The sequence below is a fragment of the Enterobacter cloacae complex sp. IR5422 genome, assembly GCF_049238165.1.
Taxonomy (GTDB): domain Bacteria; phylum Pseudomonadota; class Gammaproteobacteria; order Enterobacterales; family Enterobacteriaceae; genus Enterobacter; species Enterobacter roggenkampii.
Map to the genome: position 1 here is coordinate 125,063 of NZ_JBMKHT010000005.1, position 24,038 is coordinate 149,100.

The window sequence follows — 24,038 nt, forward strand, 5'->3', positions numbered from 1 at the left end:
TTAAAATTTCCAGTGATGTGCCGCGCATGACGCGGCACTGTTTTTCAGGGAAGTAAAACATTGGGATTATTAAAAAAATCACGTATTACGCACGCGCGTCCTAACGTACCTGCACTGGTTCAGGTGGCGGCGCTCGCCATTATTATGATCCGCTGCCTGGACGTGCTGATGATTCTGAATACCCTGGGCGTGCGCGGCATCGGTGAATTCATTCACCGCAGCGTGCAGACGTGGAATCTGACGCTGGTCTTTTTGAGCAGCCTGGTGCTGGTGTTTATCGAGATTTACTGCGCGTTTTCGCTGGTCAAAGGGCGCAACTGGGCGCGCTGGATCTATCTGCTGACGCAGATTACCGCGGCGAGCTATCTGTGGGCCGCCTCGCTGGGCTACGGCTACCCGGAGCTGTTCAGCATTGCCGGTGAATCCAAACGTGAGATCCTGCGCGCGCTGTTTATGCAAAAGCTGCCGGATATGCTGGTGCTCTGTCTCCTCTTCGTTCCGGCCTCCAGTCGGCGGTTCTTCCGCCTGCAATAATGTGTATAATCGCAGCCCTCGTGATTCTTAAGGTTTTGATATGCAGTGCGCACTCTATGACGCCGGACGCTGCCGCTCCTGTCAGTGGTTAGAACAGCCGGTCTCTCAACAACTCACCGCCAAAATGGCCGACCTGCAACAGCTGCTGGCAGCACACGCGGTGGGCGAGTGGTGCGCACCCGTCAGCGGCCCGGAACAGGGTTTTCGCAACAAAGCCAAAATGGTGGTCAGCGGCAGCGTAGAAAAACCGCTGCTGGGGATGCTGCACCGCGACGGCACGCCGGAAGACTTAACCGACTGCCCGCTGTATCCTGACTCCTTTGCACCGGTCTTTGCCGCACTCAAGCCGTTTATTGCCCGGGCAGGGTTAACGCCCTATAACGTGGCCCGCAAGCGCGGCGAGCTGAAGTACCTTCTGCTGACCGAAAGCCAGATCGACGGCGGCATGATGCTGCGCTTCGTGCTGCGCTCTGAAACCAAGCTTGAGCAGCTGCGCGCGGCCCTGCCTTGGCTGCAGGCGCAGCTTCCGCAGCTGAAGGTCATTACGGCGAACATTCAGCCGGTGCATATGGCGATTATGGAAGGGGAGAAAGAGATTTTCTTCACCGACCAGCACGCGCTGGCGGAGCGCTTCAACGGCGTGCCGCTGTGGATCCGCCCGCAAAGCTTCTTCCAGACCAACCCGACCGTGGCAAGCAGCCTGTACGCCACCGCCCGCGACTGGGTGCGTGCGTTGAACGTTCACCATATGTGGGATCTGTTCTGCGGCGTGGGCGGGTTTGGCCTGCACTGCGCCACGCCGGAGATGCAGCTCACCGGGATTGAGATCTCTGCCGAAGCGATTGCCTGCGCGAAGCAGTCTGCCTCTGAGCTGGGGTTAACGAATCTGCACTTCCAGGCGCTCGACTCCACGCAGTTCGCCACCGGCCAGGGCAACGTGCCGGAACTGGTGCTGGTTAACCCGCCGCGCCGCGGCATCGGGAATGCGCTCTGCGACTACCTGAGCCAGATGGCGCCGGAATACATCATCTATTCCAGCTGCAACGCGCAGACCATGGCGAAAGACATCGCTCAACTGCCGGGCTATCGCGTTGAACGCGTTCAGCTTTTCGATATGTTCCCGCACACTGCGCATTATGAAGTGTTGACGTTGTTAACCCGTAGGCCGGGCAAGGCGTAGCCGCCACCCGGCATGCGGCATGACCCCCGCACAATGTTCAACAAAATGTGAACTCTTCATCCCGGCGAAATCAGGTAAGCTTACGTCATAAGACATGAATATAGGCTTACCCATGAAGCAGATCCTGCTGGTAGAAGACGACCACGATATCGCGGCGCTTCTGCGACTCAATTTAGAAGACGAAGGCTACGCCATCACCCACGAGCCCGACGGGGGCAACGCCTTACAGCGTCTTGACGCCCAGACGTGGGATGCGGTGATCCTCGACCTGATGCTGCCCAACGTTGACGGTCTGGAGATTTGCCGCCGCATCCGTCAGATGACGCGCTACCTGCCGGTGATCATCATCAGCGCCCGCAGCAGCGAAACCGACCGCATTACCGGGCTGGAAACCGGCGCCGATGACTATCTGGCAAAACCGTTCTCCGTGCAGGAGCTGATTGCGCGGATCAAAGCGCTGTTTCGTCGCCAGCAGGCGATGGGGCAGGCGCAAACCGACGGACACATTCAGGCGCACGGGCTGACCATCGATCCGCTGGCGCGCAGCGTGCTGCTTCACGGCCAGGTGGTGGATCTCACCCCGCGCGAGTTCGAGCTGCTCTACTTCTTTGCCCGTCATCCCGGCGAGGTGTTCTCCCGTCTGGCGCTGCTGGAGCAGGTCTGGGGCTACCAGCATGAAGGCTACGAGCACACCGTCAACACCCATATCAACCGCCTGCGCATCAAGATAGAGAAGGACGCCGCCGAGCCGGAGATCATTCGCACCGTCTGGGGCAAGGGCTACAAATTTGCGGAGCCGCAGCATGATGCGTCGCTTTAGCCTGAGCCAGCGTCTGACGCTGCTCTTCATCCTGCTGATGATGCTCTGCGCCGCCGTCGCCTGCGCGGTACAGCTCTACAGCAGCATGCAGTACGGTAATGCGATGGTGCAGCGGTTATCGGGCGGGCTGGCGCAGCAGATCGTTCAGCGCGAACCGATTCTGGACGCGCAGGGCAGGGTCGACCGCAGCGCGCTGAAACCGCTGTTTGGCCGGCTGATGACCTTTAATCCGAGCGTTGAGCTCTACGTTGTCTCCCCGGACGGCGATATCCTCGCCGACGCTGCCCCGCCGGGCCATATTCAGCGGCAAAAAATCGATCTGGCACCGGTGCAGAGCTTCCTGAGCGGCACCGCCATGCCGGTACTGGGCGACGATCCACGCAGTCAAAATCAAAAAGTCTTTAGCGCCACGCCGCTGCGGCAGGACGGCGAGCTAAAAGGCTATCTGTACATTATTTTGCAGGGCGAGGAGTCAAACGCCCTGGCGGAAATGGCCTGGCACAAGGCGCTGTGGAGTACCGTCCTGTGGTCGCTGCTGTGGGTCGCGCTGTTTGGGCTGCTGGCAGGGCTGCTGGTCTGGTACTGGGTCACGCGCCCGGTCAAACAGCTGACGGTGGAGGTCGCCGGGCTGGAGCAGGACAGCATAAGCGCCATCAGGCTGCTGGCGGGACAGACGCCGGACGCGGCGGCAAAAGATGAAGTGGCGATCCTGCGCAACAGCTTTATCGAGCTGGCGCGCAAAATCACCCAACAGTGGGATCGGCTGGCCGACAGCGATCGTCAGCGTCGTGAGTTTATCGCCAATATTTCGCACGATCTCCGCACGCCGCTCACCTCGCTGCTGGGCTATCTCGAAACCCTGTCGCTCAAATCCGCCACCCTGACGCCGCAGGAGCACCAGCAGTATCTCGCCACCGCGCTGCGTCAGGGGCAAAAAGTCCGGCATCTTTCGCAGCAGCTGTTTGAGCTGGCGCGCCTTGAACACGGCGGTATTAAACCCCAGCGCGAGCGGTTCGCAATGGCGGAGCTGATTTCCGACGTGGCGCAGAAGTTTGAGCTTACGGCCCGCACGCGCGAGGTCAATCTGCATATTGACGTGCCGGGGCCGCTGCCGCTGATAAACGCCGATGTGTCGATGATCGAACGCGTGGTGACCAACCTGCTGGATAACGCGATGCGCCATACGCCAGGCGGCGGGGAAATTCGTCTGGCGGTGTGGCAGGAGAATGAACAGCTGCAGGTCGAAGTGTCCGACAGTGGAACGGGCGTGGATGCCTCGCTGCGCGACGATCTGTTCCAGCGGCCGTCGGCGCTCAACACCCAGGCGTCAAGAGAGAATCGCGGCGGGTTAGGGCTGCTGATTGTGAAACGGATGCTGGAGCTGCACGGCGGCGGGATCAGGCTGATGGAGTCGGCGAGAGGGGCACGGTTCAGGTTCTTTGTGCCGCTGTGAGAGAGTGCCGGGTGGCGCTGCGCTTACCCGGCCTACAACTCCCCCCGTAGGCCGGGTAAGGCGAAGCCGCCACCCGGCAAAAGACATTACTGCGGGAACCACTGCTCGCTAATTTTCTGGTAAGTACCGTCCGCTTTAATCGCTTTCAGCGCGCCGTTCAGTTTTTCCAGCAGGGCTTTGTTATCCGGACGTACCGCGATGCCGAGGCCCGTGCCGAAGTACTGCGGATCGGTCACTTTTTCCGTTGCGGTGCCCAGCTGCGGGTTGGTTTTCAGCCACTCGTTCACCACGGCGGTATCGCCGAAGACGCCGTCGATACGGCCATTTTTCAGGTCGATAATCGCGTTCTGGTAGCTGTCATAGGCCACGGTTTTCACTTCCGGATGTTTGTCCTGCAGGTACTTCTGGTGGGTGGTGCCGTTTTCCATCCCGATGCGTTTGCCTTTCAGCTCGTCGAAGGATTTGTATGCCCCTTTCTTCGCAATCACCACCGCCGAGTTGGCGTAGTACGGGTCGGTGAACGCGACCTGCTTGCTGCGCTCAGGCGTGATGTCCATCCCGGAGATCACCGCGTCGTATTTTTTGAACTTCAGCGACGGGATCAGGCTGTCAAAAGCATGGTTGGTAAAGGTGCAGTCGGCCTGCATCTGTTTGCACAGCGCTTTCGCCAGATCGATATCAAAACCGACGATCTGGTTGCTGGCATCCAGCGACTCAAACGGCGGATAGGTGGCGGACACGCCGAAATTGATTTTATCCGCAGCGGACGCGCCAGCGGCGAAGGTGGCAAGTAATGCGGCCAGAACTAACTTTTTCATTGTAATGCTCCCGTCTGTCTTATTGATGCGCCGTGTCTGCGGCCTGGATGTACAATGCCAGTTAATGAATTTGTATGCAATAAAAATGATTAAGTATTGTGTTGAGCGCGAAAAAAAAGCGGATAACCCATCAGGTTACCCGCTCCATGAATACCGTTTTATGCACTTGCGCGGTTAATTCCTGCGCTCAAACGCCAGCGCTTTACGCTCAATAAGGCGCATCATCAGCGTCAGCAGACCGTTCACCACCAGATAGACCACGCCCGCCGCACCGAACACCATCACGTCATAGGTGCGCCCGTACAGCAGCTGCCCGTGGCCCATCACTTCCATCAGGGTGATGGTATAGGCCAGAGAGGTACTCTTGAACACCAGCACCACTTCGTTGGAGTAGGAGGAGAGCGCGCGCTTAAAGGCGTACGGCAGCAGGATCGCCAGCGTGTCCTTCTTGCTCATGCCCAGCGCCCCGCAGGACTGCCACTGGCCTTCCGGAATGGCGCGGATCGCACCAAAGAACAGCTGGGTGGTATAGGCCGCGCTGTTCAGCGAAAGGGCAATCAGGGCACACAGCCATGGCTCAGAGAGCAGATGCCAGATAACCGGATATTCCTGCAGCGACGGGAACTGGCCCGGGCCGTAGTAAATCAGGAAGATCTGCACCAGCAGCGGCGTACCGGTAAACAGGGTGATGTACCCGCGCACAATCCACACCAGCACCGGCGTTTTCAGCGTCAGGATGATGGTGAAAATAAGGGCCAGGATCAGCGACACGATAATGGACGCCACGGTCAGCGTCAGGCTGGTGTGCAGCCCTTTCATCAGCTCGGGAAAGTATTCAAGCATCAGCCTGGTCTCCGTTCAAAGCGCGTCGCTCGCAGGTCAATACGCTTGAGGATGTACTGACTGAGCAACGTGATCACCAGGTAGATTGCTGCCGCCACAATGTACCAGGTAAACGGCTCCTGGGTACGGGTGGCGATGCTTTTGGTTTGCAGCATCAAATCGTTAACGCTGATCAGGCTCACCAGCGCGGTATCTTTCAGCAGCACCAGCCACTGGTTGCCGAGGCCCGGCAGGGCATGACGCCACATCTGCGGCATCACCAGACGGAAGAAGATGGCGGATTTCGACAGGCCTAACGCCTGACCTGACTCCCACTGTCCCTGCGGCACGGCCTTCAGCGCACCGCGCAGGGTTTGCGACGCGTACGCGGAGTAGAGCAGGGAGAGCGCAATGACGCCGCACAGGAATGGGCTGACGTCGAAGTTGTCAATCTGCATCTGCACCGGGATCTGCGCAAAGCCGAGATTAATCGTGAAGCCGTCCGAGAGCGTTAGCAGCAGCTGCGAGGAACCGAAATAGATAAACAGGACCACCAGAATTTCCGGTAGCCCACGCAGCACGGTGACCAGCGCGGAGCCTGTCCAGGCGACGGGGAACCATTTCGCGGATTCCCACACCGCAAAGAACATCGCCAGCACCAGGCCGATAATCAGTGCGCAAACGGCAAGGCCGACGGTCATCCCGGCGGCGCTTGCTAAAGGAAAAATTTCATTCATCAGGAATTACTTCTGGAACCATTTTTTGTAGATGGTTTCGTAGGTGCCGTCTTTCTTCACTTTTTCCAGCGCAGCGTTGAATTTCTGCTGCAGCTCAGTGTTGCCCTGACGAACGGCAATCCCCAGACCGGTACCGAAGTAATCCTTATCGGTCACTTTGTCGCCCACTGGCGCCAGCTTGTCGTTGGCTTTCAGCCACTCGGTCACGACAGCGGTATCACCAAATACGCCGTCGATACGGCCATTCTGCAGATCCAGCTTCGCGTTCTGGTAGCTGTCATACGGCACGGTGGTGATTTCCGGATGCTTATCCATGATGAATTTCTGGTGCGTGGTACCGTTCTGCACGCCCACTTTTTTGCCTTTCAGCTGATCGACAGAGGTGAATTTGCCTTTCTGACCAATGAACAGGGCAGAGTTGTCATAGTAAGGGGTGGTGAACAGCACCTGCTTTTCACGCTCCGGGGTGATGTCCATACCGGCCATCACGGCGTCAATACGGCGGAACTTCAGGCTTGGGATCAGGCTGTCGAACGCCTGGTTGCTGAAGGTGCAGGTCGCATCGATCTCTTTACACAGGGCGTTAGCCAGGTCCACGTCAAAGCCAACAATTTTGTTGTTCGCATCGATGGATTCAAACGGAGGGTAAGAGGCTTCCGTGGCGAAACGAATGGTCTGAGCTGCGGTAGCGGAAAGGGTAACGCCAGCAAGCAGCACGGCAAGTAATACTTTTTTCATTATATTTCCCCTGACACAATCAATGAGATAAATAGTTTTTGAAGGCATCGGTTTGCGGGTTAGCGAAGCAGCTCGCATCACCTTGCTCAACGATATACCCGTTTTCCATGTACACCACACGGCTGGCGGTTTTACGCGCCACCTCCACTTCGTGGGTAACGATAACCTGCGTGATGTTGGTTTCCGCCAGCTCGCGAATAATGCTGACGATCTGAGCGGTGATTTCCGGATCCAGCGCGGCGGTGGGTTCATCAAACAGCAGTACCGCAGGTTCCATCATCAGCGCACGGGCAATGGCCACGCGCTGCTGCTGACCACCGGACAGGTGCAGCGGGTAGCGGTCGCTGTAGGGCTTGAGGCGCAGACGCTCCAGCAGCTTTTCGGCACGCGCGATGGCCTGATCCTTGCTTAACCCCAGCACGCGGCACGGGGCTTCAATCAGGTTCTGCAGCACGGTCAGGTGCGGCCAGAGATTGTATTGCTGGAAGACCATGCCGACGTTTTGACGCAGTTCGCGAATCGCCTTATCAGACGGCGTCTTTGCGAAATCAAAATGGTTACCGGCAATTGCCAGCGTACCTGAACGAGGCATTTCAAGCAGATTAAGGACGCGCAGAAGGGAACTTTTGCCTGCACCGCTTGGGCCAAGCAAAACCAGCGTTTCGCCTTCCGGGCAGTTCAGCGTGATGTCAAACAGCGCCTGGTGTGCGCCGTAGAAGCAGTTAATGCCGTTTAGTTTAATACTCATCGGGGCAGTCTTTACTCATCCAGGCAATCTATAGCAATTGAGGCCGCAGATAGTACCGTTGACAGAATAGTTATGCAATATTTCTGCGTTAAAAGTTAAATATAACCCGTATTTCCTCTTAAACATAGCACAAAATAGCGAAGGGCAAAGGCGGCGAGTATAAATGTCGGCATTCCGCGAGAAATGCCGGACATTTTACGGGGGTAACATTTTTATCACTGATGAATCAGCGGTTCTCAATCGACTGGCGCAGCGTGCCGGCCGGGGCATGCACGCTGCCGCCCACGTAGCGTACGTCGTCCACCGCCCAGCATTGGCCTTCACGGATCATCAGCACTTCGTCCTGCCAGGTTTGGCTGCCCTGCGTCAGCTTCACGCGCAGCGGAATATTGCGGGCATCCGTGTTCGGGATGGTGGACGCGCTGGCCACTTCTGCGCTGTCCGGCAGCGTGGTGCGGCTGGAGAACGGGTCGGATTTCAGCAGCGCGTTGTGCTGCGGATCGCGGGTGGCATCGTTAAGCAGTTTTGCCAGACCATCGCTCAGATACGGGCGCAGGCCGGTGAGGTCGTTGCTGCGGTGCTGAATGCGGTAATCATAGAACTGCTGCGCCACGGTGTCCGGGCCGCCCTCAATGCAGGGGCCGCTGCGGGTACCGATATCCTTAAAGGCTGGCGTGACCGTGGTGGTACAGGCGCTGAGCACCAGCGCGCAGGGCACTAAAAGTGTTAAAGCTGAATAGCGCATGTTGATTTCCTTATTTATTAACTATCCTTTCAATCATAGCGTAACGAACCGATAATGCTGTGCCTAAGGCATTGAACGCTAAAGAAGGAGAGAAACCATGCAGTTTTCAACAACGCCAACCCTGGAAGGACAGACAATAACCGAGTACTGCGGCGTGGTCACCGGCGAAGCGATTCTCGGCGCCAATATCTTCCGTGACTTTTTTGCCGGTATCCGCGATATCGTGGGTGGCCGCTCTGGCGCATACGAAAAAGAGCTGCGCAAAGCACGCGAAATCGCCTTTAAAGAGCTCGGCGAGCAGGCGGAAGCCCTCGGCGCGGATGCGGTCGTGGGAATCGATATTGACTACGAAACGGTCGGGAAAGACGGCAGCATGCTGATGGTGAGCGTAAGCGGTACGGCGGTGAAAACCCTGCGATGAGGCGTGCGTTTGCCACGCTCCTGCTGGCGCTGCTGCTGGCAGGATGCGTTACGGAAAAGGGGATTATCGATAAAGGTGCCTACGAGCTGGATACACGTCATCAGGCGCAGGCGGCTTACCCGCGCATCAAGGTGCTGGTGATCCACTACACCGCGGATGATTTTGACAGCTCGCTGGCCACGCTGACGGATAAAAACGTTAGCTCTCACTATTTGATCCCCGCCAGCCCCCCGGCGCCGGACGGCAAGCCGCGCATCTGGCAGCTGGTTCCCGAGAGCGAGCTGGCCTGGCATGCGGGCATTAGCTTCTGGCGCGGCACCAACCGGATTAATGATACGTCCGTGGGGATTGAGCTCGAGAACCGCGGCTGGCAAACGCGTGACGGCGTGAAAACCTTTACCCCGTTTGCGCCTGCGCAGATTGCAGCGCTGATCCCGCTTGCCAGGGACATTATTGCCCGCTATGACATTCAGCCGCAGAACGTGGTTGCCCATGCCGACATTGCCCCGCAGCGTAAAGACGATCCCGGCCCGCTGTTTCCGTGGCAGCAGCTGGCGCAGCAGGGGATAGGAGCCTGGCCCGATCCCGCGCGCGTGGCGTTCTATCTTAACGGGCGGCCGCGCTATCAGGAGGTCGAGCGCGGTGCGCTGCTTGATGTGCTGAAACGCTATGGCTACGAGGTGCCGGACAACGCCACGGAACAGCAGCAGAAGAGGGTGATCAGCGCGTTTCAGATGCACTTCCGCCCCGCGCTGTGGAACGGCGTGGCTGACGTAGAAACCCTGGCCATCGCCGAGGCGCTTTTAGAGAAGTACGGGCAAGGGTAGTCCTCAGGGCTGCCCCTGACCAGGCCGTATTACCTTAGTTTTCTTGAGATTAATCTTAAGTACATTCTCAATTCATTTTTAGTTAATTGACTTAAAAGAACCCTCATTTAAGATAGATGTATAGCTTGCTAAGTATTTATAAAAAATAACACCTGCATAGTGATTTTTATTATCACTTCTCCTTGAAGTTTTTTATCAGGATTATACGAATAGTTTCGGTGGTTCCACCGTGGCCATTTTTTATCTAAAATTTACATCTTAATTCGGGTATAACAATGTTAAGCATTTACGGCAGAAAATTACGTCCTCATCATGAAATAGAAAAAATCATTTCCGCAACGGAAGGATTTGAAGAAAAATCGTTAAAGAAATGGCAAAAAATTTCCACCGTCGATAATGAATTTATTCATATTATCGTCAGCGGTGAAGTGGAATTCCGCCGCGAATCCGACGAGCTCTGCTTGTTCACCCTGCAGGGGCAGTGCATTTTTGGACTCTCTTCCATTTTTTATCATTCGTCCCATATGTATGGCCTGGTCCGCTCGAATACCGTGGTGCGCTCGATTCCGAAAAGCGTTTTCTCTCAACTGATGACCGAGAAAGGCTTGTGGCCTGAACTCACCAAGGTGCTGGCCTGGTATATCTGTCTCCTGAGCAAGCGCGATGACGTGCTGGTTGCCCGCAGCGCCTATTCTGTCGTGCGCGAATTTTTGCTGGAAATTAATGAACTGATTGTACATCATCAACGCGATATTAATGTTTATGATTATATTCAGGAATACACCAGCCTGGCACGCAGTACGATTATAAAAATCCTCTCCGATCTGAAAAAAGGTCAATACATTGTGGTGGAAAAGGGTCGACTCCTTAATATCACCAACCTGCCTGAAAAATATTAACTATTCCAGCCGGTCTCCCTTTTTACTTAATGGAGACCGGGAACTTTCTTTATGTAATGCGCCCGCCTGAGTATTATCCTGCGTTTCGTCAACCGGCGGTGCGGGTATTTTCCCTTGCGAATAATCCTGCTCTTGTTCTTTTAACGCCTGCTTAAACAGTTCGGTTAATGATGCGTCGTCACCCTCCGTGCGGGGGGAGACGGCATCGTCGTGCGCTTCCGTTCCGGGGAGGGTATCCCGCGAGGTATCGTGCGGCACCGTGCCGTCAGGCATCTGCTGCCAGTCGGCGTCGTCGCTGTTAATCGGCAGATCCTGCATGGCAGGAACGTCGGCCTGCACCGGGACGGGTTTCGGGTGCGGATGCGGGAACGGCTTGCTCACGTACACGTAGTGCATATCGGAAAGCTGCGTCTCGGGCTTCGCCACGTTCACTTTTTTTACCGGCTCCGGCGCAGGGTGGCGCAGTTGCCAGTATACGTGGGCGTACAGCCCCGCCATCAGCATGACGCAGAGGCTTACTATTCCTAAAAAGGCGTTAGAAGCGATTTTTCTCAGGCGGGGAATGCGGTACGAAAACCAGACCGCCTCCCCGGAAACGTAGCTGCGCTGAGCCGCAAGACAGATGGTAGACATTAGGAATGCTTCTCCTGCGTTTTCGCGTCCGGTGCAGCATGGGGGGTCTGAAGCAGCACGCTCGGCGTGGTGTTAGTGTCGCGCATCAACTGCATCAGCGTCTCTTCACCCGGGATACCGTCGACGCGCAGATGCATTTTTTGCTGGAACTCGCGGGTACGTTTCATCATCTCCGTCGTCCAGGTTTGAGCGTGGGTTTCCGGCTCGGCAAGGGCCTGGCTCAGCTGCTGATCCAGCCACCCCATGTCCTTCGCATCGCTGGCGGCGCTGATGGCGTCTTTGCCTTCCGGCGTCAGGCGGTGCAGCTGGGTATAATTGCCGGTGGCATGCTGGTTAAACCAGTGACGGCTTACCTGCCAGGTGCGGTTATTCATCAGCAGGTCGAGTGAGTTATCCCCGACGCGGGCGACCACGGCATAGTTAAGGTGGTTGCCGGTTTTCAGTTCACTCACCCACGGATACCCTTCCTGTGCCAGCGCGTCCGGTGAGGCATTTCCCTGCTTACACATCAGGTTCACCTTCGCGGCGTTCTGGCACAGGGCATCGTCCGCCGAGGCGTCATACCCCCACATCAGATAGAGCTGATGCATCGAATCCGGCTGATTAACCACCTCGTTGTCGATAGCCGGCACCACCGGCGCCTGCTCGATGGGCGTCTGCTGTTTCCAGCTCGCGGGCACCGGCAGTTGAATCGGAAGTCTTGCTCCGATCGAGGAGGTAAAATACCAGCCGCAGGCAGCGAACAGCACGGAGGCGAACAGGCCCACGGTAGCCAGGCGCATACCGTGTTTTTTCGCAGGCAGGATCTCACCGGCCGCCAGGCGCAGATGACGCGGGCTAACCTGTTCTGCACGTTCGGTCCAGGCGGCGAGCATCGACAGGTGCGCCAGCTCGTTCAGCTTGCTGATATTCCCTTTGGTCAGCGCATGCATTTTACGCACGCGCGCCGGGGTCAACGGCGAGTGCTCACACCCGTGCGCTTCACACTGCGCCTGAACGTAGCTGAGAAACTCCCGGCAGGTAAGGGGGCGCAGGGTGTGGCAGGTATGCGCATATTCACGCAGTTCAGACTGCTGCATCAGAACGGCTTCCCGATCCGCTGCACCCATCAATACGACGGACAGACGAAACTCCAGCTCCTGCGCGCGCGTCAGCAGCAGAGCCAGCACCTCCCGACAGGTCTCTTTCATGGCATCGGTATGGCTAATCACCAGCACTTTCGTCCTGCTTTTCCCCCCCTGCCACTGGTGCAGGATGGCATCCACCGCCTGAAGCCGGTTTTTGCTCTCTTTCGTTCCCGGGTTGAGTTTATACAGCAGGCTACTGGCACTCAGTTTTGGAAACGCGTTGATGGCAATAACGTCAGGGGTTGCGGATTTCAGGGCGTCGCTGAACTGGCCCAGCAGCGGGGCATCGTCTGCAAAGAGCCCAATAATCCCCGCCTGTTGGGTTTTCTCTTTCAGCAGGTTGAAAATATCCTGGTGATACGGCACGAAGAAATCGCCCGAGGCGCGGGTAATTTTTCGAAAAGGCGGGTGATTAAATTTAAAATGACTCTGATACATAACGACTTACCGTCTCTGGGCATGAATAGCAATGGTCCAGAAAAGTACGGCAAGGGTGCGTCATGGTCAATTTACGGGCAGGGTAAAAATAACCTGTCGGCTTCCTCTAACACTGGTTTTTTTGACGGTCAATCTTTTTCTTTATCAAAGTTAACGGCGAAGCAGGTGGTCGATTGTCAGGCCGCTAATTACTATTTATGTCACATATTGGCGCAGCATGACGCTGCTTATTTCCGCTTTGCTAAAGGCCAGATGAATAATGAGGCTCTCACTTTTTTCACGGTGGATAACGCCCTGTATTATGTTTGTATTGCTGATTTTTTGCGGTCAGCAAGGCTACGTCATTTTTAAAGATTATAAAAAAGTGACGAATAAACTCGCGAACGCAGCGGCGAAACCGCAAAAAAAACGTCAGGAAGAAAAGACATTTTCACTTTTCACCGCCGCCGTGCGTCAGGACAACCTGCCAGCAGCCGGAAAAGCCCCGCTCGCTGCCGAAATTGAGGGGATCGTCCGCAGCGACGATGCCTGGTTGTCCTTCGCCGTGATCAAAACGCCGGGTGGTCAAAAGAGCTATCGCGAAGGCGAAGCGCTGACCGGTTTTAACGATGCCTTTATTCAGGAAATAAACAAAGACAATGTGGTGGTTAATTACGAAGGTGCTACGCAGGTACTGGCGTTAAATAAACCTGACTATTTTAAGGGCGGCGTTGACAGCGGCCCGATAACCCAATCGACGAAAGATGCTGGTGCTGAAAGCGTGCATCTGGATGATTATCTGGTGTTAAAGCCACTTATCGAAAAGGGCCAACTGGAAGGGTACAACATTAATCCAAGGAATGCCTCTGACTTCTACAGTCATGCCGGTCTGGAAAAAGGTGATGTGGCGGTAAAAGTCAATTCTGTCGATATGACCGATGCAAAAAAGGCAAAAGATATTATTGCCAACTGGTCGAAAATGAAAGAAGCGGAGGTCGTCGTCAGACGTCACGCTCACCTTGAAAATATTCGGGTCAATGTTCTAAACAATTAACAAGTGTACAGACATGAAGAAATTTCCTTGGGCGTGCGTGGCGCTGACCGCATTGTCGTTATATTCCAGTTCGCTGCTCGCAGCTAACTTTAGCGCCAGCTTTAAAAACACCGATATCCGCGAATTTATTGATACGGTAGGCCGCAATCTGAACAAAACCATTCTGGTCGACCCGTCCGTTCAGGGCACGGTGTCGGTCAGAACCTATAACGTGTTGACGGAAGACGAATATTACCAGTTTTTCCTGAGCGTGCTGGACCTGTACGGCCTGTCGGTGATCCCGATGGATAACGGCATGGTCAAAGTGGTGCGCTCAAGCATTGCCCGCACCGCCGGTGCGCCGCTGGCCGACGGTAAAAATCCGGGCAAAGGCGACGAGATCATCACCCGCGTCGTGCGCATGGAAAACGTGCCTGTTCGCGAGCTGGCGCCGCTGCTGCGTCAGCTCAACGATGCCACCGGCATCGGTAACGTGGTCCACTTTGAGCCGTCCAACGTCCTGCTGCTAACCGGTAAAGCTTCGGTGGTGAACCGCCTGGTGGATCTGGTCCAGCGCGTGGACAAAGACGGTATTCAGCGTCGTGAAATCGTGCCGCTGCGCTTTGCGTCCGCCAAAGAGCTCTCGGAGATGTTGAATAACCTCAACAACGAAGAGCAGAAAGGGCAGAACGCGCCGCAGCTGGCGACCAAAGTGGTGGCCGATGACGAAACCAACAGCCTGGTGATCAGCGGTTCGGAAGATGCGCGCGCGCGGACCCGCTCCCTGATCCATCAGCTGGATCGCGAGCAGAACAACGAGGGGAATACCCGCGTCTTCTATCTCAAGTATGCCAGCGCCACCAAGGTGGTGCCGGTACTCACCGGCATCGGCGAGCAGCTGAAGGACAAGGCCGGCGCGCCGAAGTCGAAAACCGCGCCAGCGTCCAGCGATCTGAACATTACCGCCGACGAAGCAACCAACTCGCTGGTGATTACCGCCCAGCCTAACGTGATGAACTCCCTTGAGAAGGTGATCGACAAGCTCGACATCCGTCGTCCGCAGGTGCTGGTGGAAGCCATCATCGCGGAAGTGCAGGACGGGAACGGCCTGGATCTCGGCGTGCAGTGGACCAGCAAGCACGGCGGCGTGCAGTTCGGCTCCACCGGCCTGCCAATCAGCCAGATTAAAAATGGCACTATGAAAGGGGCGAGCTTCACTGGCCTGGCGACCGGCTTCTTTAACGGTGATTTTGGTGCGCTGGTGACTGCGCTTTCCACCGACGGCAAAAATGACATCCTCTCCACGCCAAGCGTGGTCACGCTGGATAACAAAGAAGCGTCGTTCAACGTGGGCCAGGATGTGCCGGTACTTTCCGGTTCGCAAACCACCAGCGGCGACAACGTCTTTAACTCCGTTGAGCGTAAGACGGTCGGTACCAAGCTGAAAATTGTGCCGCAGATTAACGATGGCGACATGATCCATCTGAAGATTGAGCAGGAAGTCTCCAGCGTCGACAACAGCGCGACGGAAGACTCCAGCCTCGGCCCAACCTTCAATACGCGCACGATCAATAACGAAGTGATGGTCCACAGTGGCCAGACGGTGGTGCTTGGCGGTCTGATGGAAAATGTGACCAAACAGTCCGTGTCCAAAGTGCCGCTGCTCGGCGATATCCCGCTGGTCGGTCAGCTGTTCCGCTACACCTCCCAGGATACCTCCAAGCGCAACCTGATGGTGTTCATTCATACCACCGTTCTGCGTGACGACGACAACTACAGCGCGGCCTCGAAAGAGAAATATGACCAGATCCGGGTGCGCCAGATGCAGCGCGTGGAAGAGAAAAAGCTCGGTATTGTTGAGCCGAGCGACAATGCCGTCCTGCCCGCGTTTCCTTCAGCAAGCCCTCACGCCGCACCGGTGAAAACCCGCGCGACACGCAATCCGTTTAAAGAGTAAGGCGGAGGGGCAACGTGGACGAACTGAGTAAAACACTGTGTAGCAGCAGCTACGCAAAAGATAACGGCGTTCTGCTTTACAACAATGACGTCTATATCCGTGAGGACACCCCGGCGTTAGCACTGCTGGAAGTGCGCCGGGTGTTGGGCCGCGCGTTCGTCCCGGTTACTGTGACGCCGGAAGCGTTTGACGAGATGCTGGCCAAAATCTGGCAGCAGAGCAGCGGCGTTTCACAGCAGCTGGTGGACGACATGGATGCGGATATCGACCTGATGGCGTTAACCGAGGAGATCCCGGATAACGAAGATCTGCTTGATAACGACGAAAACTCGCCGGTGATCCGCCTGATCAACGCCATTCTCGGCGAGGCGGTTAAGGACGGCGCGTCGGATATCCATATCGAAACCTTTGAGCGCACGCTGAGCATTCGCTTCCGCGTTGACGGCGTGCTGCGCCCGGTGCTGCAACCGGCGCGTAAGCTCGCCCCGCTGCTGGTGTCGCGTATCAAGGTGATGTCGAAACTCGACATTGCCGAAAAACGTCTGCCGCAGGATGGCCGTATCTCACTGCGCATTGGCCGCAAGGCGATCGACGTGCGCGTCTCGACCATTCCGTCCCAGTACGGCGAGCGCGTGGTCATGCGCCTGCTCGATAAAAGCAATCTCAAGCCCGACATCAACAAGCTGGGCCTGATTGATGAAGAGCTGGAGAAGTTAAAAGGGCTGATTGACCGCCCGCACGGCATTATCCTGGTCACCGGGCCGACAGGCTCCGGTAAAAGTACCACCCTGTACGCCATTCTTTCGGCGCTGAACGGTCACGAACGCAACATCCTGACCGTGGAAGACCCGATCGAATATGAGCTGGAAGGGGTGGGGCAGACGCAGGTTAACCCGCGCGTGGACATGACCTTTGCCCGCGGGCTGCGCGCTATTCTGCGTCAGGACCCGGACGTGGTGATGATCGGGGAAATTCGTGACGGTGAAACCGCGCAAATTGCGGTACAGGCGTCGCTCACCGGTCACCTGGTCATGTCTACGCTGCACACCAACAGCGCCGCCGGGGCGATTACGCGTCTGCGGGACATGGGGCTGGAGTCCTTTTTAATCGGTTCATCGTTGCTCGGTGTCATTGCCCAGCGTCTGGTGCGTCGGCTGTGTACGCACTGCCGGACCACCAGTCCGCTGGATGCCAATGAAAAAGCGCTGTTCAGCTTTATGGAGGCGCCGCCAAAAGCCATTTACCGCGCGGTGGGCTGTGAACACTGCCGCCAGAGCGGCTATCAGGGCCGTGCCGGTATTCACGAGTTCCTGGTGGTGGACAGCGCCATGCGCCGCGCCATTCATGAAGATAAAGACGAAATGTCCATCGAGACGCAGCTCTTTAAGCAGGCTTACAGCCTGCGCGAAAACGGGCTGCTGAAGGTGATTAGCGGCGTCACCTCGCTGGAAGAGGTGATGCGTGTGACCGCCGAGCGCGGGGGGGATGCGTAATGGCCTTCTACGCCTGGACGGCGACGGATGTCGCAGGCAAAACCCAGCGCGGCACGCTGCAGGCCGAGGGGCAAAAGCAGGTTCGCCAGATGTTGCGCGAGCAAAAGCTGATGCCCGTCAGCATCAGCGAAACCCGTGAAGCGGCGTCTGCCGGAAAAGCAAAAACCGGAGCCAGGCTCTCCACGCCGGTGCTGTCGATGTTTACCCGTCAGCTCTCCACGCTGGTCAACGCCGCACTGCCGCTCGAGAGCGCGCTGAAGGCGATCTCGAAGCAAACGGAAGACAAAAAGCTGGCGGCAATGGTGGTTGAGATCCGCGAGAAGGTGGTGGAAGGTCACACCCTGTTCGACGCCTTCAGCCAGTTCCCGCGCACCTTTGACAAGCTCTACTGCACGCTGGTGATGGCCGGTGAAAAAACCGGCCACCTGGGCGACGTGCTGGAGAAGCTGGCGGAGTACAACGAGCAGCGCCAGAAGATGAAGAGCAAGCTGACGCAGGCGATGGTCTACCCGATTACCCTCACCGTGGTCGCCATCGCGGTCATCAGCATTCTGCTGGTGGCGGTGGTGCCGCAGGTGATCGAGCAGTTCACCCACATGAAGCAGCAGCTGCCGATCACCACCCGCACGCTGATTGCGGTGAGCGATTTCCTGCAGGCGTACGGGATCTACATCGTGGGGATCCTCGGCGGCGGGTTTGTTGGTTTTAAGACCTGGCTCAGAAACGCCAAAAACCGTTTTCGCTGGCACAGCTGGCTGGTGAACGGCTCGCCGATTAAAAAGCTGGTGTGCGCGATCAACAGCGCTCGCTATATCCGCACGCTCAGCATCCTGCAGGCGAGCAGCGTGCCGCTGCTTGAAGGGATGTATATCGCGATGGACGGTATCGAAAACCTCTACGCCCGGCAGGTGCTGGAGCAGGCGGCGGATACCGTGCGTCAGGGGGCCTCGCTCTATGCCGCGCTGGAGCAGGCGAAATTATTCCCGCCCACCATGCTGTACATGATTGCCTCCGGCGAAGAGAGCGGCGAGTTAGGCAACTTAATGGACCGCGCGGCGGAAAACCAGGAGTCGGCGCTACAGCATCGTATTACGTTAACGCTCTCGGTATTTGAACCGGCGCTGGTGGTCTCCATGGCGACGATTGTTTTATTCATCGTGCTGTCAATATTACAGCCGCTTCTGCAACTTAATAATATGGTAGGTTAAATCATGGCTATAAAAACAAAACGTCTGGCTCGCCAGGCGGGGTTCACCTTGCTCGAATTAATGGTGGTGATCGTTATTCTCGGCGTTTTAGCGAGTATGGTGGTGCCCAATTTAATGGGTAATAAAGAAAAAGCGGACGCGCAAAAGGCGACCAGCGATATTGTTGCGCTCGAAGGCTCGCTGGATATGTATAAGCTCGATAACCACCGCTACCCAACGACCGAGCAGGGTCTGCAGGCGCTGGTGACCAAGCCTGAGATCGCGCCGATCCCCAACGGCTACCGCGCCGACGGCTATATTCGCCGCCTGCCGCAGGATCCGTGGGGCAACGATTATCTGCTCGTCAGCCCGGGTGAACACGGCGCCGTAGACGTCTTCTCTGCCGGTCCTGATGGCGAAGCCAACACCGCGGACGATATTACGAACTGGTCTCTGGATAAGAAAGAGAAATAATGAAGAATCAACGCGGCTTTACGTTGCTGGAAATTATTCTGGCGCTGGTGATATTTGCCAGTTGCGCCATGATGGTTGTCTCAACAATACCCTCACGCAGCGGTGCGGATATATTTGGTCAGCAATTAAAAGCCCTCGTTGATTATGGTTCAGACCGCGCGGTCATGGACGGAAATATTGTCGGGCTGGTGATCGCGACCGATAAATATCAGCTGGTCACGCTCGACGATAAAAACGGCGAACGTCACTGGGTGCCGTTATCCGCCGGCCGTATTACCACGAAAGGCGATTTCCCGGAAGAGATGCACGTGTCGCTCTCGCCTCAGCGTCTGGCGGCTAACGTCGAGGCCGACCCCCAGATCCTCTTTCTGCCGGACGGTGAGATTGGGCGTTTTACGCTGACGCTGCAAAGTTACGACAAACAGCATCACTTCCGCGTGGTGTCGCAGGGCGCGGCCCCGGTTTCGGTAGAGAACGATGACTAAAGGCAAGGTTAAGCAGAACGGGATGACGCTCCTGGAGGTGATGGTGGCGCTGGTCATTTTCTCCACCGCCGCGCTGGCGCTGATGAATTCCGTCTCCCTGAACGTGCGCTTCACCCATGGGCTGGCCGAAACGCTGCAGGCCAGCTGGGTTGCAGAAAATCAGCTGGCTGAAGCCCAGCTCAGCAAAACCGATTTTCCCGATGCCGAGGAGCAGGGGACGGAAATCATGGGGGGGCGCAGCTGGTACTGGCATAAGCAGCGGGTGAAAACCGCCAATAGCGGTTGGGCCAATGCCATCCGCGTTTACGCCGAAGGCGATAAAAGCCAGCCGGTCATTTCGCTTCAGATCATTGGGCCGGGAGAAGAGAGCAAGTGAAGACGAGCCGACGCCAGCGCGGTTTTACCCTGCTGGAGATCATGATTGCGCTGACCATTTTTGCGGTCATCAGCACCCTGGCCTGGCAAATTCTCGACGGCGCGATGCGCACCAGTTCGGCAACCGATACCCGCGCGGCGAAGCTTAATCAGCTTCAGCGTGCCTGGAGCCTGATGGAGCGCGATTTTTTCCAGCTGCAGGCGCGGGCGCCGCGCAACGCGCCGGATCTGTTTTTACAGAATGGCGATGCCGTGGAATTTACCACGCTGAACGGCGTGAGTGGCACGGTCCAGCTGGAGCGCGTGCGCTGGCGGCTGGAAGAAGGGCGTCTGTATCGCGACGTCTGGCCGGTGATTGACAGGCCGGCGGACGTCAAACCCGATGAAGTGCCTATCGTCAGCGAGGTGAAAGCGATGCAATGGCGGTTTTATCACCAGGGCTGGCAAAAAAGCTGGGGTGACTCTGCCCATCTGCCAGACGGCGTGGAGCTTACGCTGACCATGGAAAATGGCGACACCTGGCGCTGGGTGTTTACCACGCCGGGAGAGATACCAGAAGCGGCGGCACCGGCGGCAGAAAACGCGCCTGCCCCGCAAAATGCGCCTGCGCCGGACGTGAAGCCATGAGCCGGGTCCATCAGCAACGCGGTGTTGCCCTGCTGGTTGTGCTGATCCTGCTGGTCATGATGTCGGCCCTGGCGGCCAAAATCAGCCAGCAGTTCTGCCGTAATTTGCAGAAAACCCACTATCAGGTGAGCCAGCAGCAGCTGCGCTGGGCAATGCAGGCGCAGGAAAAAGTGGTGAAAGACCGGTTGCAGAACGACGCCAGCGGCGAGAGCAAACCGCTCGACCCGGCGGGCGACTGGCACCAGCCGCTGGAGACGCAGGGTGAAGACTATACGGTGGTCAGCCAGGTCGACGACGCGCAGGACTGCTTCAATGTCAATAACCTGCTGGCCGCAGACAAAGTGGCTCAGGATCAAAATGCGTCAACCGTGCCGGAAAAACCGCGAAAAGAGAAGATTGTCGAGCAGATCCTGACGGACGGCGGCATCAGCCAGACGGCGGCGGAAGAAATTTATCAGCAACTGGTGGATTATCTCGACGGCGACGCCACGACGGTGAAAGAGGGCGCGGAGATGGACGCCTGGTCTGGCGTAGTGCCGGCGCGTCAGCCTGCGAATCAGATGATGCGCACCCTTGCCGAGATCAAGCTGCTGCCGGCGTTTCCTGCGGCAGCGTACCCGAAAGTGAGCAAGCTGTTATGCGCGCTGCCGGACTCGGCCAGCAAGGTGGATGTCAATACTCTGACGCCGGAGCAGGCGCCCTTACTGGCAGCCCTGTTCCCGGGAAAACTCACCGCGGACGATGCCGTACGCCTGATTGAGTCGCGGCCGGAAACCGGCTGGGAAAGTATGGACGTCTTCAGCAAAGCGCTGGAACAGGCCTTCCCGCAGTTGAAGGAAGAGTTGCCGCAGGTGGCCGGGCTGCTCTCCATCAACAGCCGGTATTTTCGCGTCAACTACACCGGCAATACCGATGAGTTAACGCTTCGCGTGGTGAGCCAGCTTCAGGTGAATAACGAAGCCGGTGAAATTGTGACGTGGCAACGTCGTTACCGAATGATTGAATAAGAAAAGTAGAACGCTATGAAACAGGTCCTTTTTGTTCGTCCCGACAGCCGTGAGGACGGGAAAATCATGTGGTGTGAGTCGGGAAGCGAACAGGTTACAACCCTGGCCCCCCCGCAGGCGCTGCATACCCTTGCCGACCATCCTCTGGCTGCGCGCGTGTGTCTGCTGCTGCCCGCCAGTGAGATGATCTTCCGCCACTTTACGCTGCCGAAGAAAATGGCGTCGCAGGCGACCGCCTTCTCGTGGATGGCGGAGGAGACTCTGATTGGTGAGGTGGACGATCTCCACTGGACGGTGCTGAACAAAAAAGGCGCCGAGGTGGACGCCGTGGCGATAGATTCCGCCCGCCTGCAGCAGTGGCTGACCCGCTTTCACGAGGCGGGCCTGAAGGTCATTCAGGTTCTGCCTGACGCCTGGTTGCTGCCGGTCACGGCGGGTGGAAGCACGCTGGTTGCGCGGGAAGAGAACTACTGGTTGCGCTTGTCGCCGCATATCGCCTGTAACGTTGAGGTTGGCCTGTTGCCGCTGCTGATGCAAAAAGCCGGAGAGGGCGAGGTCCGCTGCTACGGGGACATCCCGCCAGGCATTGGGGTTGACGAACAGCTGGCGGCAGAACATCCGCTGGTGCTGATCCAGCCGCAGTGGCGGGCGTGCCGCGTCAACGTGCTGCACGGTGCGTTCAGCGCGAAAGCGACCAGCGCGAGGGCGGCGAAAGGGATGAAGGCCGCCCTCGCGGTGATGGGGCTTCTCTCTCTGGGCCTGCTGCTCGGCCCCCGCATCACCCTGGCGTGGATGCTGGCAGATCGGGAAAATCAGGTGCAGCAGGAGATGGTCGAGCTTTATCAACACCATTTTCCGAGTATGCGTCACCAGACCAACCTTAAGTACCATTTTGGACAGAACATCAAGAAGCAGCCTAAAGGCATTTTTTTGCAGATGGACGAACTGGAAAAGATCCGTCAGTCCGTTCCGTCGATGGAAATTACGCTGTTTGAATATGACGACACGCAGGGAGCCCTGACATTAAGCGTGAGTGCGCAAAACGCGCAGGCATTACAGGAATTCATTCATCAGGCCAGCACGAATTTTGATTTTACGTTACAGCCTATTTCAAAGGACGCGCCGTATACGGCCATGATTACAGGGAAATATAAATGAAAGCGCGAATTGCACAGTTTACATCTCGTTATCAACAATACAGCACCAGAGAAAAATTCATTTTAAAAATAGCGGCGGGAGCTTTATGCAGCGCCGTCATCTATTACGCAGGGATAATTCCCCTGGATAACATGATAAAAAATAGCCAGGCGACGCTGGCGCGACAAATTGAAACGGTAAACTGGATGAAAACAGAAATTGATAAAAATCATCTGCCGGTGCTACAGGTGAAAACCGATAATCCACGCAGCGTGGTGGAGAATAGCGCGCATGAAATCAACCTGACGCTGACCGATATTCGTCAGGATGGTCAGACTCTGGCCTTTGTCGTGAACCGGGTCAACGTGTATGAATTAAAAAACTGGCTGCGGGAGATGAACCTCGCGTCAGGCGTCAGGCTGGAGAAAATGAACCTCACGCCCGTGGATCACCTGAGCGACGTGAAGGCCGAAATCCAGCTGACCTGGAAAAAAGTGGCATGAACGGGCTGATACTCGTCCGGGAGAGTTATCCCGTCGGGTTTGCCGCGATGAGCGGCGTGTTCGGCGCGATCCTGGGGAGCTTTCTCGGCGTTGTGGTGGATCGCGTGCCGGGGATGGTGCTAGAGGAGGAGAGCCGCAGCAACCTGCTTTTCCCGGCGTCACACTGTCCCGTCTGCCAGCATGCACTGCGCGCATGGGAGAACATCCCGCTGCTGAGCTGGCTGGCGCTGCGGGGACGCTGTCGTTGCTGCAAGTCGCCGATTCCGCTGCGGTTATTTTTACTCGAGCTGTTGACGGCGGTGTTCTTTGGCCTCACCGCCCGGTGGATACCGGACTTAGCATCCCTTTTCTCTCTGTGGGTGCTGGCGGCCTTTCTGCTGCCGCTGGCGATGATTGACGGACAGCACCAGCTGCTGCCCGACTGCCTGACGCAGCCGCTGCTCTGGGCCGGGCTGCTGTTCCACGCCTTCAGCCACGGGCTGCTCCTGCGTGATGCGCTGCTCGGCGCGGTGGCAGGCTATCTTTCGCTCTGGCTGGTGTACTGGGCGTTTCGTCTGCTTACTAGTCGGGAAGGGCTGGGCTACGGCGATTTCAAGCTGCTGGCGGCGCTGGGCGCCTGGTGCGGCTGGCAGTCACTGCCTGCGATTGAATTAATTGCCGCATTAAGTGGCATAGTGGGCTATTTGCTATTAAATAAATCGAATAAAAATAACCTAAGGAAGTTGCGATTAAGTGGTCCGCAGCTCCCGATATGACGCCCCAAACCGTCCTTTATCGACGTCCTGTGGCTCAATTTTCCAATTTTCAGCCCAAAATCGTCTCTTCGTGGCTGATTTTGGCC

The 24,038-nt window shown here is 56.9% G+C and carries 28 protein-coding genes; 20 read left to right on the forward strand and 8 right to left on the reverse strand.

Annotated features, from left to right (window positions below; all coding sequences use genetic code 11):
* Positions 1–60 precede the first annotated feature (60 nt).
* The 4 genes from ACOTXT_RS04385 to ACOTXT_RS04400 all read left to right on the forward strand — a co-directional run bounded on the left by ACOTXT_RS04385 (position 61) and on the right by ACOTXT_RS04400 (position 3,987).
* Complete coding sequence (locus ACOTXT_RS04385) at positions 61–534, forward strand: YbjO family protein (RefSeq protein WP_047073438.1); 474 nt, start codon at positions 61–63, stop codon at positions 532–534.
* Positions 535–574: 40 nt separating this feature from the next.
* Positions 575–1,714, forward strand: a complete 1,140-nt coding sequence (rlmC, locus tag ACOTXT_RS04390) for a 23S rRNA (uracil(747)-C(5))-methyltransferase RlmC (protein ID WP_333163695.1) — start codon at positions 575–577, stop codon at positions 1,712–1,714.
* Between the two features lie 112 nt (positions 1,715–1,826).
* Positions 1,827–2,534, forward strand: coding sequence for a response regulator transcription factor (locus tag ACOTXT_RS04395; protein WP_021240925.1), 708 nt, complete (start codon positions 1,827–1,829; stop codon positions 2,532–2,534).
* Positions 2,518–3,987, forward strand: a complete 1,470-nt coding sequence (locus ACOTXT_RS04400) for a sensor histidine kinase (protein ID WP_333163698.1) — start codon at positions 2,518–2,520, stop codon at positions 3,985–3,987. The genes ACOTXT_RS04395 and ACOTXT_RS04400 overlap by 17 nt, the downstream gene beginning before the upstream one ends.
* Positions 3,988–4,073: 86 nt before the next feature.
* Here ACOTXT_RS04400 and artJ read toward each other — a convergent pair whose 3' ends face one another.
* The 6 genes from artJ to ACOTXT_RS04430 all read right to left on the reverse strand — a co-directional run bounded on the left by artJ (position 4,074) and on the right by ACOTXT_RS04430 (position 8,595).
* On the reverse strand, positions 4,074–4,805 hold the full coding sequence (gene artJ, locus ACOTXT_RS04405; RefSeq protein ID WP_015571008.1) for an arginine ABC transporter substrate-binding protein ArtJ: 732 nt from the start codon (positions 4,803–4,805) through the stop codon (positions 4,074–4,076).
* 174 nt (positions 4,806–4,979) lie between these two features.
* The gene (artM, locus tag ACOTXT_RS04410; protein ID WP_333163700.1) at positions 4,980–5,648 is read right to left on the reverse strand and encodes an arginine ABC transporter permease ArtM; all 669 of its coding nucleotides are present in this window, start codon (positions 5,646–5,648) and stop codon (positions 4,980–4,982) included.
* A complete protein-coding gene (artQ, locus tag ACOTXT_RS04415; protein WP_008500033.1) occupies positions 5,648–6,364 on the reverse strand; it encodes an arginine ABC transporter permease ArtQ in 717 nt (238 codons plus the stop codon). The genes artM and artQ overlap by 1 nt, the downstream gene beginning before the upstream one ends.
* 6 nt (positions 6,365–6,370) lie before the next feature.
* Positions 6,371–7,102 carry an arginine ABC transporter substrate-binding protein ArtI gene (gene artI / locus ACOTXT_RS04420; protein ID WP_008500032.1) on the reverse strand — a complete coding sequence of 244 codons (732 nt, stop codon included), beginning with the start codon at positions 7,100–7,102 and terminating at the stop codon, positions 6,371–6,373.
* Between the two features lie 19 nt (positions 7,103–7,121).
* Positions 7,122–7,850, reverse strand: a complete 729-nt coding sequence (gene artP / locus ACOTXT_RS04425; protein WP_008500030.1) for an arginine ABC transporter ATP-binding protein ArtP — start codon at positions 7,848–7,850, stop codon at positions 7,122–7,124.
* 226 nt (positions 7,851–8,076) lie between these two features.
* On the reverse strand, positions 8,077–8,595 hold the full coding sequence (locus ACOTXT_RS04430; protein WP_023326990.1) for a lipoprotein: 519 nt from the start codon (positions 8,593–8,595) through the stop codon (positions 8,077–8,079).
* 97 nt (positions 8,596–8,692) lie between these two features.
* Here ACOTXT_RS04430 and ACOTXT_RS04435 point away from each other — a divergent pair, with 97 nt between their 5' ends.
* The 3 genes from ACOTXT_RS04435 (at position 8,693) to ACOTXT_RS04445 (ending at position 10,742) form a co-directional block, all read left to right on the forward strand.
* Positions 8,693–9,016 (forward strand): heavy metal-binding domain-containing protein, encoded by a 324-nt coding sequence (locus ACOTXT_RS04435; RefSeq protein WP_008500028.1) that lies wholly within the window; start codon positions 8,693–8,695, stop codon positions 9,014–9,016.
* Complete coding sequence (locus tag ACOTXT_RS04440) at positions 9,013–9,843, forward strand: N-acetylmuramoyl-L-alanine amidase (RefSeq protein ID WP_025912908.1); 831 nt, start codon at positions 9,013–9,015, stop codon at positions 9,841–9,843. The genes ACOTXT_RS04435 and ACOTXT_RS04440 overlap by 4 nt, the downstream gene beginning before the upstream one ends.
* Positions 9,844–10,118: 275 nt before the next feature.
* Positions 10,119–10,742 carry a helix-turn-helix domain-containing protein gene (locus ACOTXT_RS04445; RefSeq protein WP_023292914.1) on the forward strand — a complete coding sequence of 208 codons (624 nt, stop codon included), beginning with the start codon at positions 10,119–10,121 and terminating at the stop codon, positions 10,740–10,742.
* Here the strand turns inward: ACOTXT_RS04445 and ACOTXT_RS04450 are convergent, their stop codons facing one another.
* Positions 10,743–11,375, reverse strand: coding sequence for a hypothetical protein (locus ACOTXT_RS04450; protein ID WP_021240917.1), 633 nt, complete (start codon positions 11,373–11,375; stop codon positions 10,743–10,745). It abuts the gene before it with no gap.
* A complete protein-coding gene (locus tag ACOTXT_RS04455; protein ID WP_333163704.1) occupies positions 11,375–12,940 on the reverse strand; it encodes a peptidoglycan-binding protein in 1,566 nt (521 codons plus the stop codon). Before ACOTXT_RS04455 ends, ACOTXT_RS04450 begins: the two co-directional genes overlap by 1 nt.
* On the opposite strand from ACOTXT_RS04455, the gene ACOTXT_RS04460 reads away from it, so the two are divergent.
* From ACOTXT_RS04460 to ACOTXT_RS04520, 13 genes are read left to right on the forward strand one after another with little or no spacing between them, the layout of a single operon-like run.
* Positions 12,926–13,291 carry a hypothetical protein gene (locus ACOTXT_RS04460; protein WP_126287664.1) on the forward strand — a complete coding sequence of 122 codons (366 nt, stop codon included), beginning with the start codon at positions 12,926–12,928 and terminating at the stop codon, positions 13,289–13,291. The two genes, ACOTXT_RS04455 and ACOTXT_RS04460, sit on opposite strands and share 15 nt — an antisense overlap.
* The gene (gene gspC, locus ACOTXT_RS04465) at positions 13,242–13,973 is read left to right on the forward strand and encodes a type II secretion system protein GspC (protein WP_126287663.1); all 732 of its coding nucleotides are present in this window, start codon (positions 13,242–13,244) and stop codon (positions 13,971–13,973) included. Before ACOTXT_RS04460 ends, gspC begins: the two co-directional genes overlap by 50 nt.
* Positions 13,974–13,986: 13 nt before the next feature.
* The gene (gene gspD / locus ACOTXT_RS04470; protein WP_023343662.1) at positions 13,987–15,909 is read left to right on the forward strand and encodes a type II secretion system secretin GspD; all 1,923 of its coding nucleotides are present in this window, start codon (positions 13,987–13,989) and stop codon (positions 15,907–15,909) included.
* Positions 15,910–15,923: 14 nt separating this feature from the next.
* Positions 15,924–17,402, forward strand: a complete 1,479-nt coding sequence (gspE, locus tag ACOTXT_RS04475; protein WP_022647587.1) for a type II secretion system ATPase GspE — start codon at positions 15,924–15,926, stop codon at positions 17,400–17,402.
* Entirely contained in the window at positions 17,402–18,610 is a 1,209-nt protein-coding gene (gene gspF, locus ACOTXT_RS04480; protein WP_023343664.1) for a type II secretion system inner membrane protein GspF, read from the forward strand. Before gspE ends, gspF begins: the two co-directional genes overlap by 1 nt.
* 3 nt (positions 18,611–18,613) lie before the next feature.
* Positions 18,614–19,063 (forward strand): type II secretion system major pseudopilin GspG, encoded by a 450-nt coding sequence (gspG, locus tag ACOTXT_RS04485; RefSeq protein WP_008500018.1) that lies wholly within the window; start codon positions 18,614–18,616, stop codon positions 19,061–19,063.
* Positions 19,063–19,548, forward strand: a complete 486-nt coding sequence (gene gspH / locus ACOTXT_RS04490) for a type II secretion system minor pseudopilin GspH (protein WP_008500017.1) — start codon at positions 19,063–19,065, stop codon at positions 19,546–19,548. Before gspG ends, gspH begins: the two co-directional genes overlap by 1 nt.
* On the forward strand, positions 19,541–19,924 hold the full coding sequence (gene gspI, locus ACOTXT_RS04495; RefSeq protein ID WP_023292909.1) for a type II secretion system minor pseudopilin GspI: 384 nt from the start codon (positions 19,541–19,543) through the stop codon (positions 19,922–19,924). The genes gspH and gspI overlap by 8 nt, the downstream gene beginning before the upstream one ends.
* Complete coding sequence (gene gspJ, locus ACOTXT_RS04500) at positions 19,921–20,550, forward strand: type II secretion system minor pseudopilin GspJ (RefSeq protein ID WP_333163709.1); 630 nt, start codon at positions 19,921–19,923, stop codon at positions 20,548–20,550. The genes gspI and gspJ overlap by 4 nt, the downstream gene beginning before the upstream one ends.
* The gene (gene gspK / locus ACOTXT_RS04505) at positions 20,547–21,557 is read left to right on the forward strand and encodes a type II secretion system minor pseudopilin GspK (RefSeq protein WP_021240908.1); all 1,011 of its coding nucleotides are present in this window, start codon (positions 20,547–20,549) and stop codon (positions 21,555–21,557) included. The genes gspJ and gspK overlap by 4 nt, the downstream gene beginning before the upstream one ends.
* A gap of 15 nt (positions 21,558–21,572) precedes the next feature.
* Positions 21,573–22,715, forward strand: a complete 1,143-nt coding sequence (gene gspL / locus ACOTXT_RS04510) for a type II secretion system protein GspL (RefSeq protein ID WP_333163712.1) — start codon at positions 21,573–21,575, stop codon at positions 22,713–22,715.
* Positions 22,712–23,197, forward strand: a complete 486-nt coding sequence (gene gspM, locus ACOTXT_RS04515; RefSeq protein ID WP_021240906.1) for a type II secretion system protein GspM — start codon at positions 22,712–22,714, stop codon at positions 23,195–23,197. The genes gspL and gspM overlap by 4 nt, the downstream gene beginning before the upstream one ends.
* On the forward strand, positions 23,194–23,952 hold the full coding sequence (locus ACOTXT_RS04520; RefSeq protein WP_421625284.1) for a prepilin peptidase: 759 nt from the start codon (positions 23,194–23,196) through the stop codon (positions 23,950–23,952). The genes gspM and ACOTXT_RS04520 overlap by 4 nt, the downstream gene beginning before the upstream one ends.
* Positions 23,953–24,038: the final 86 nt, after the last annotated feature.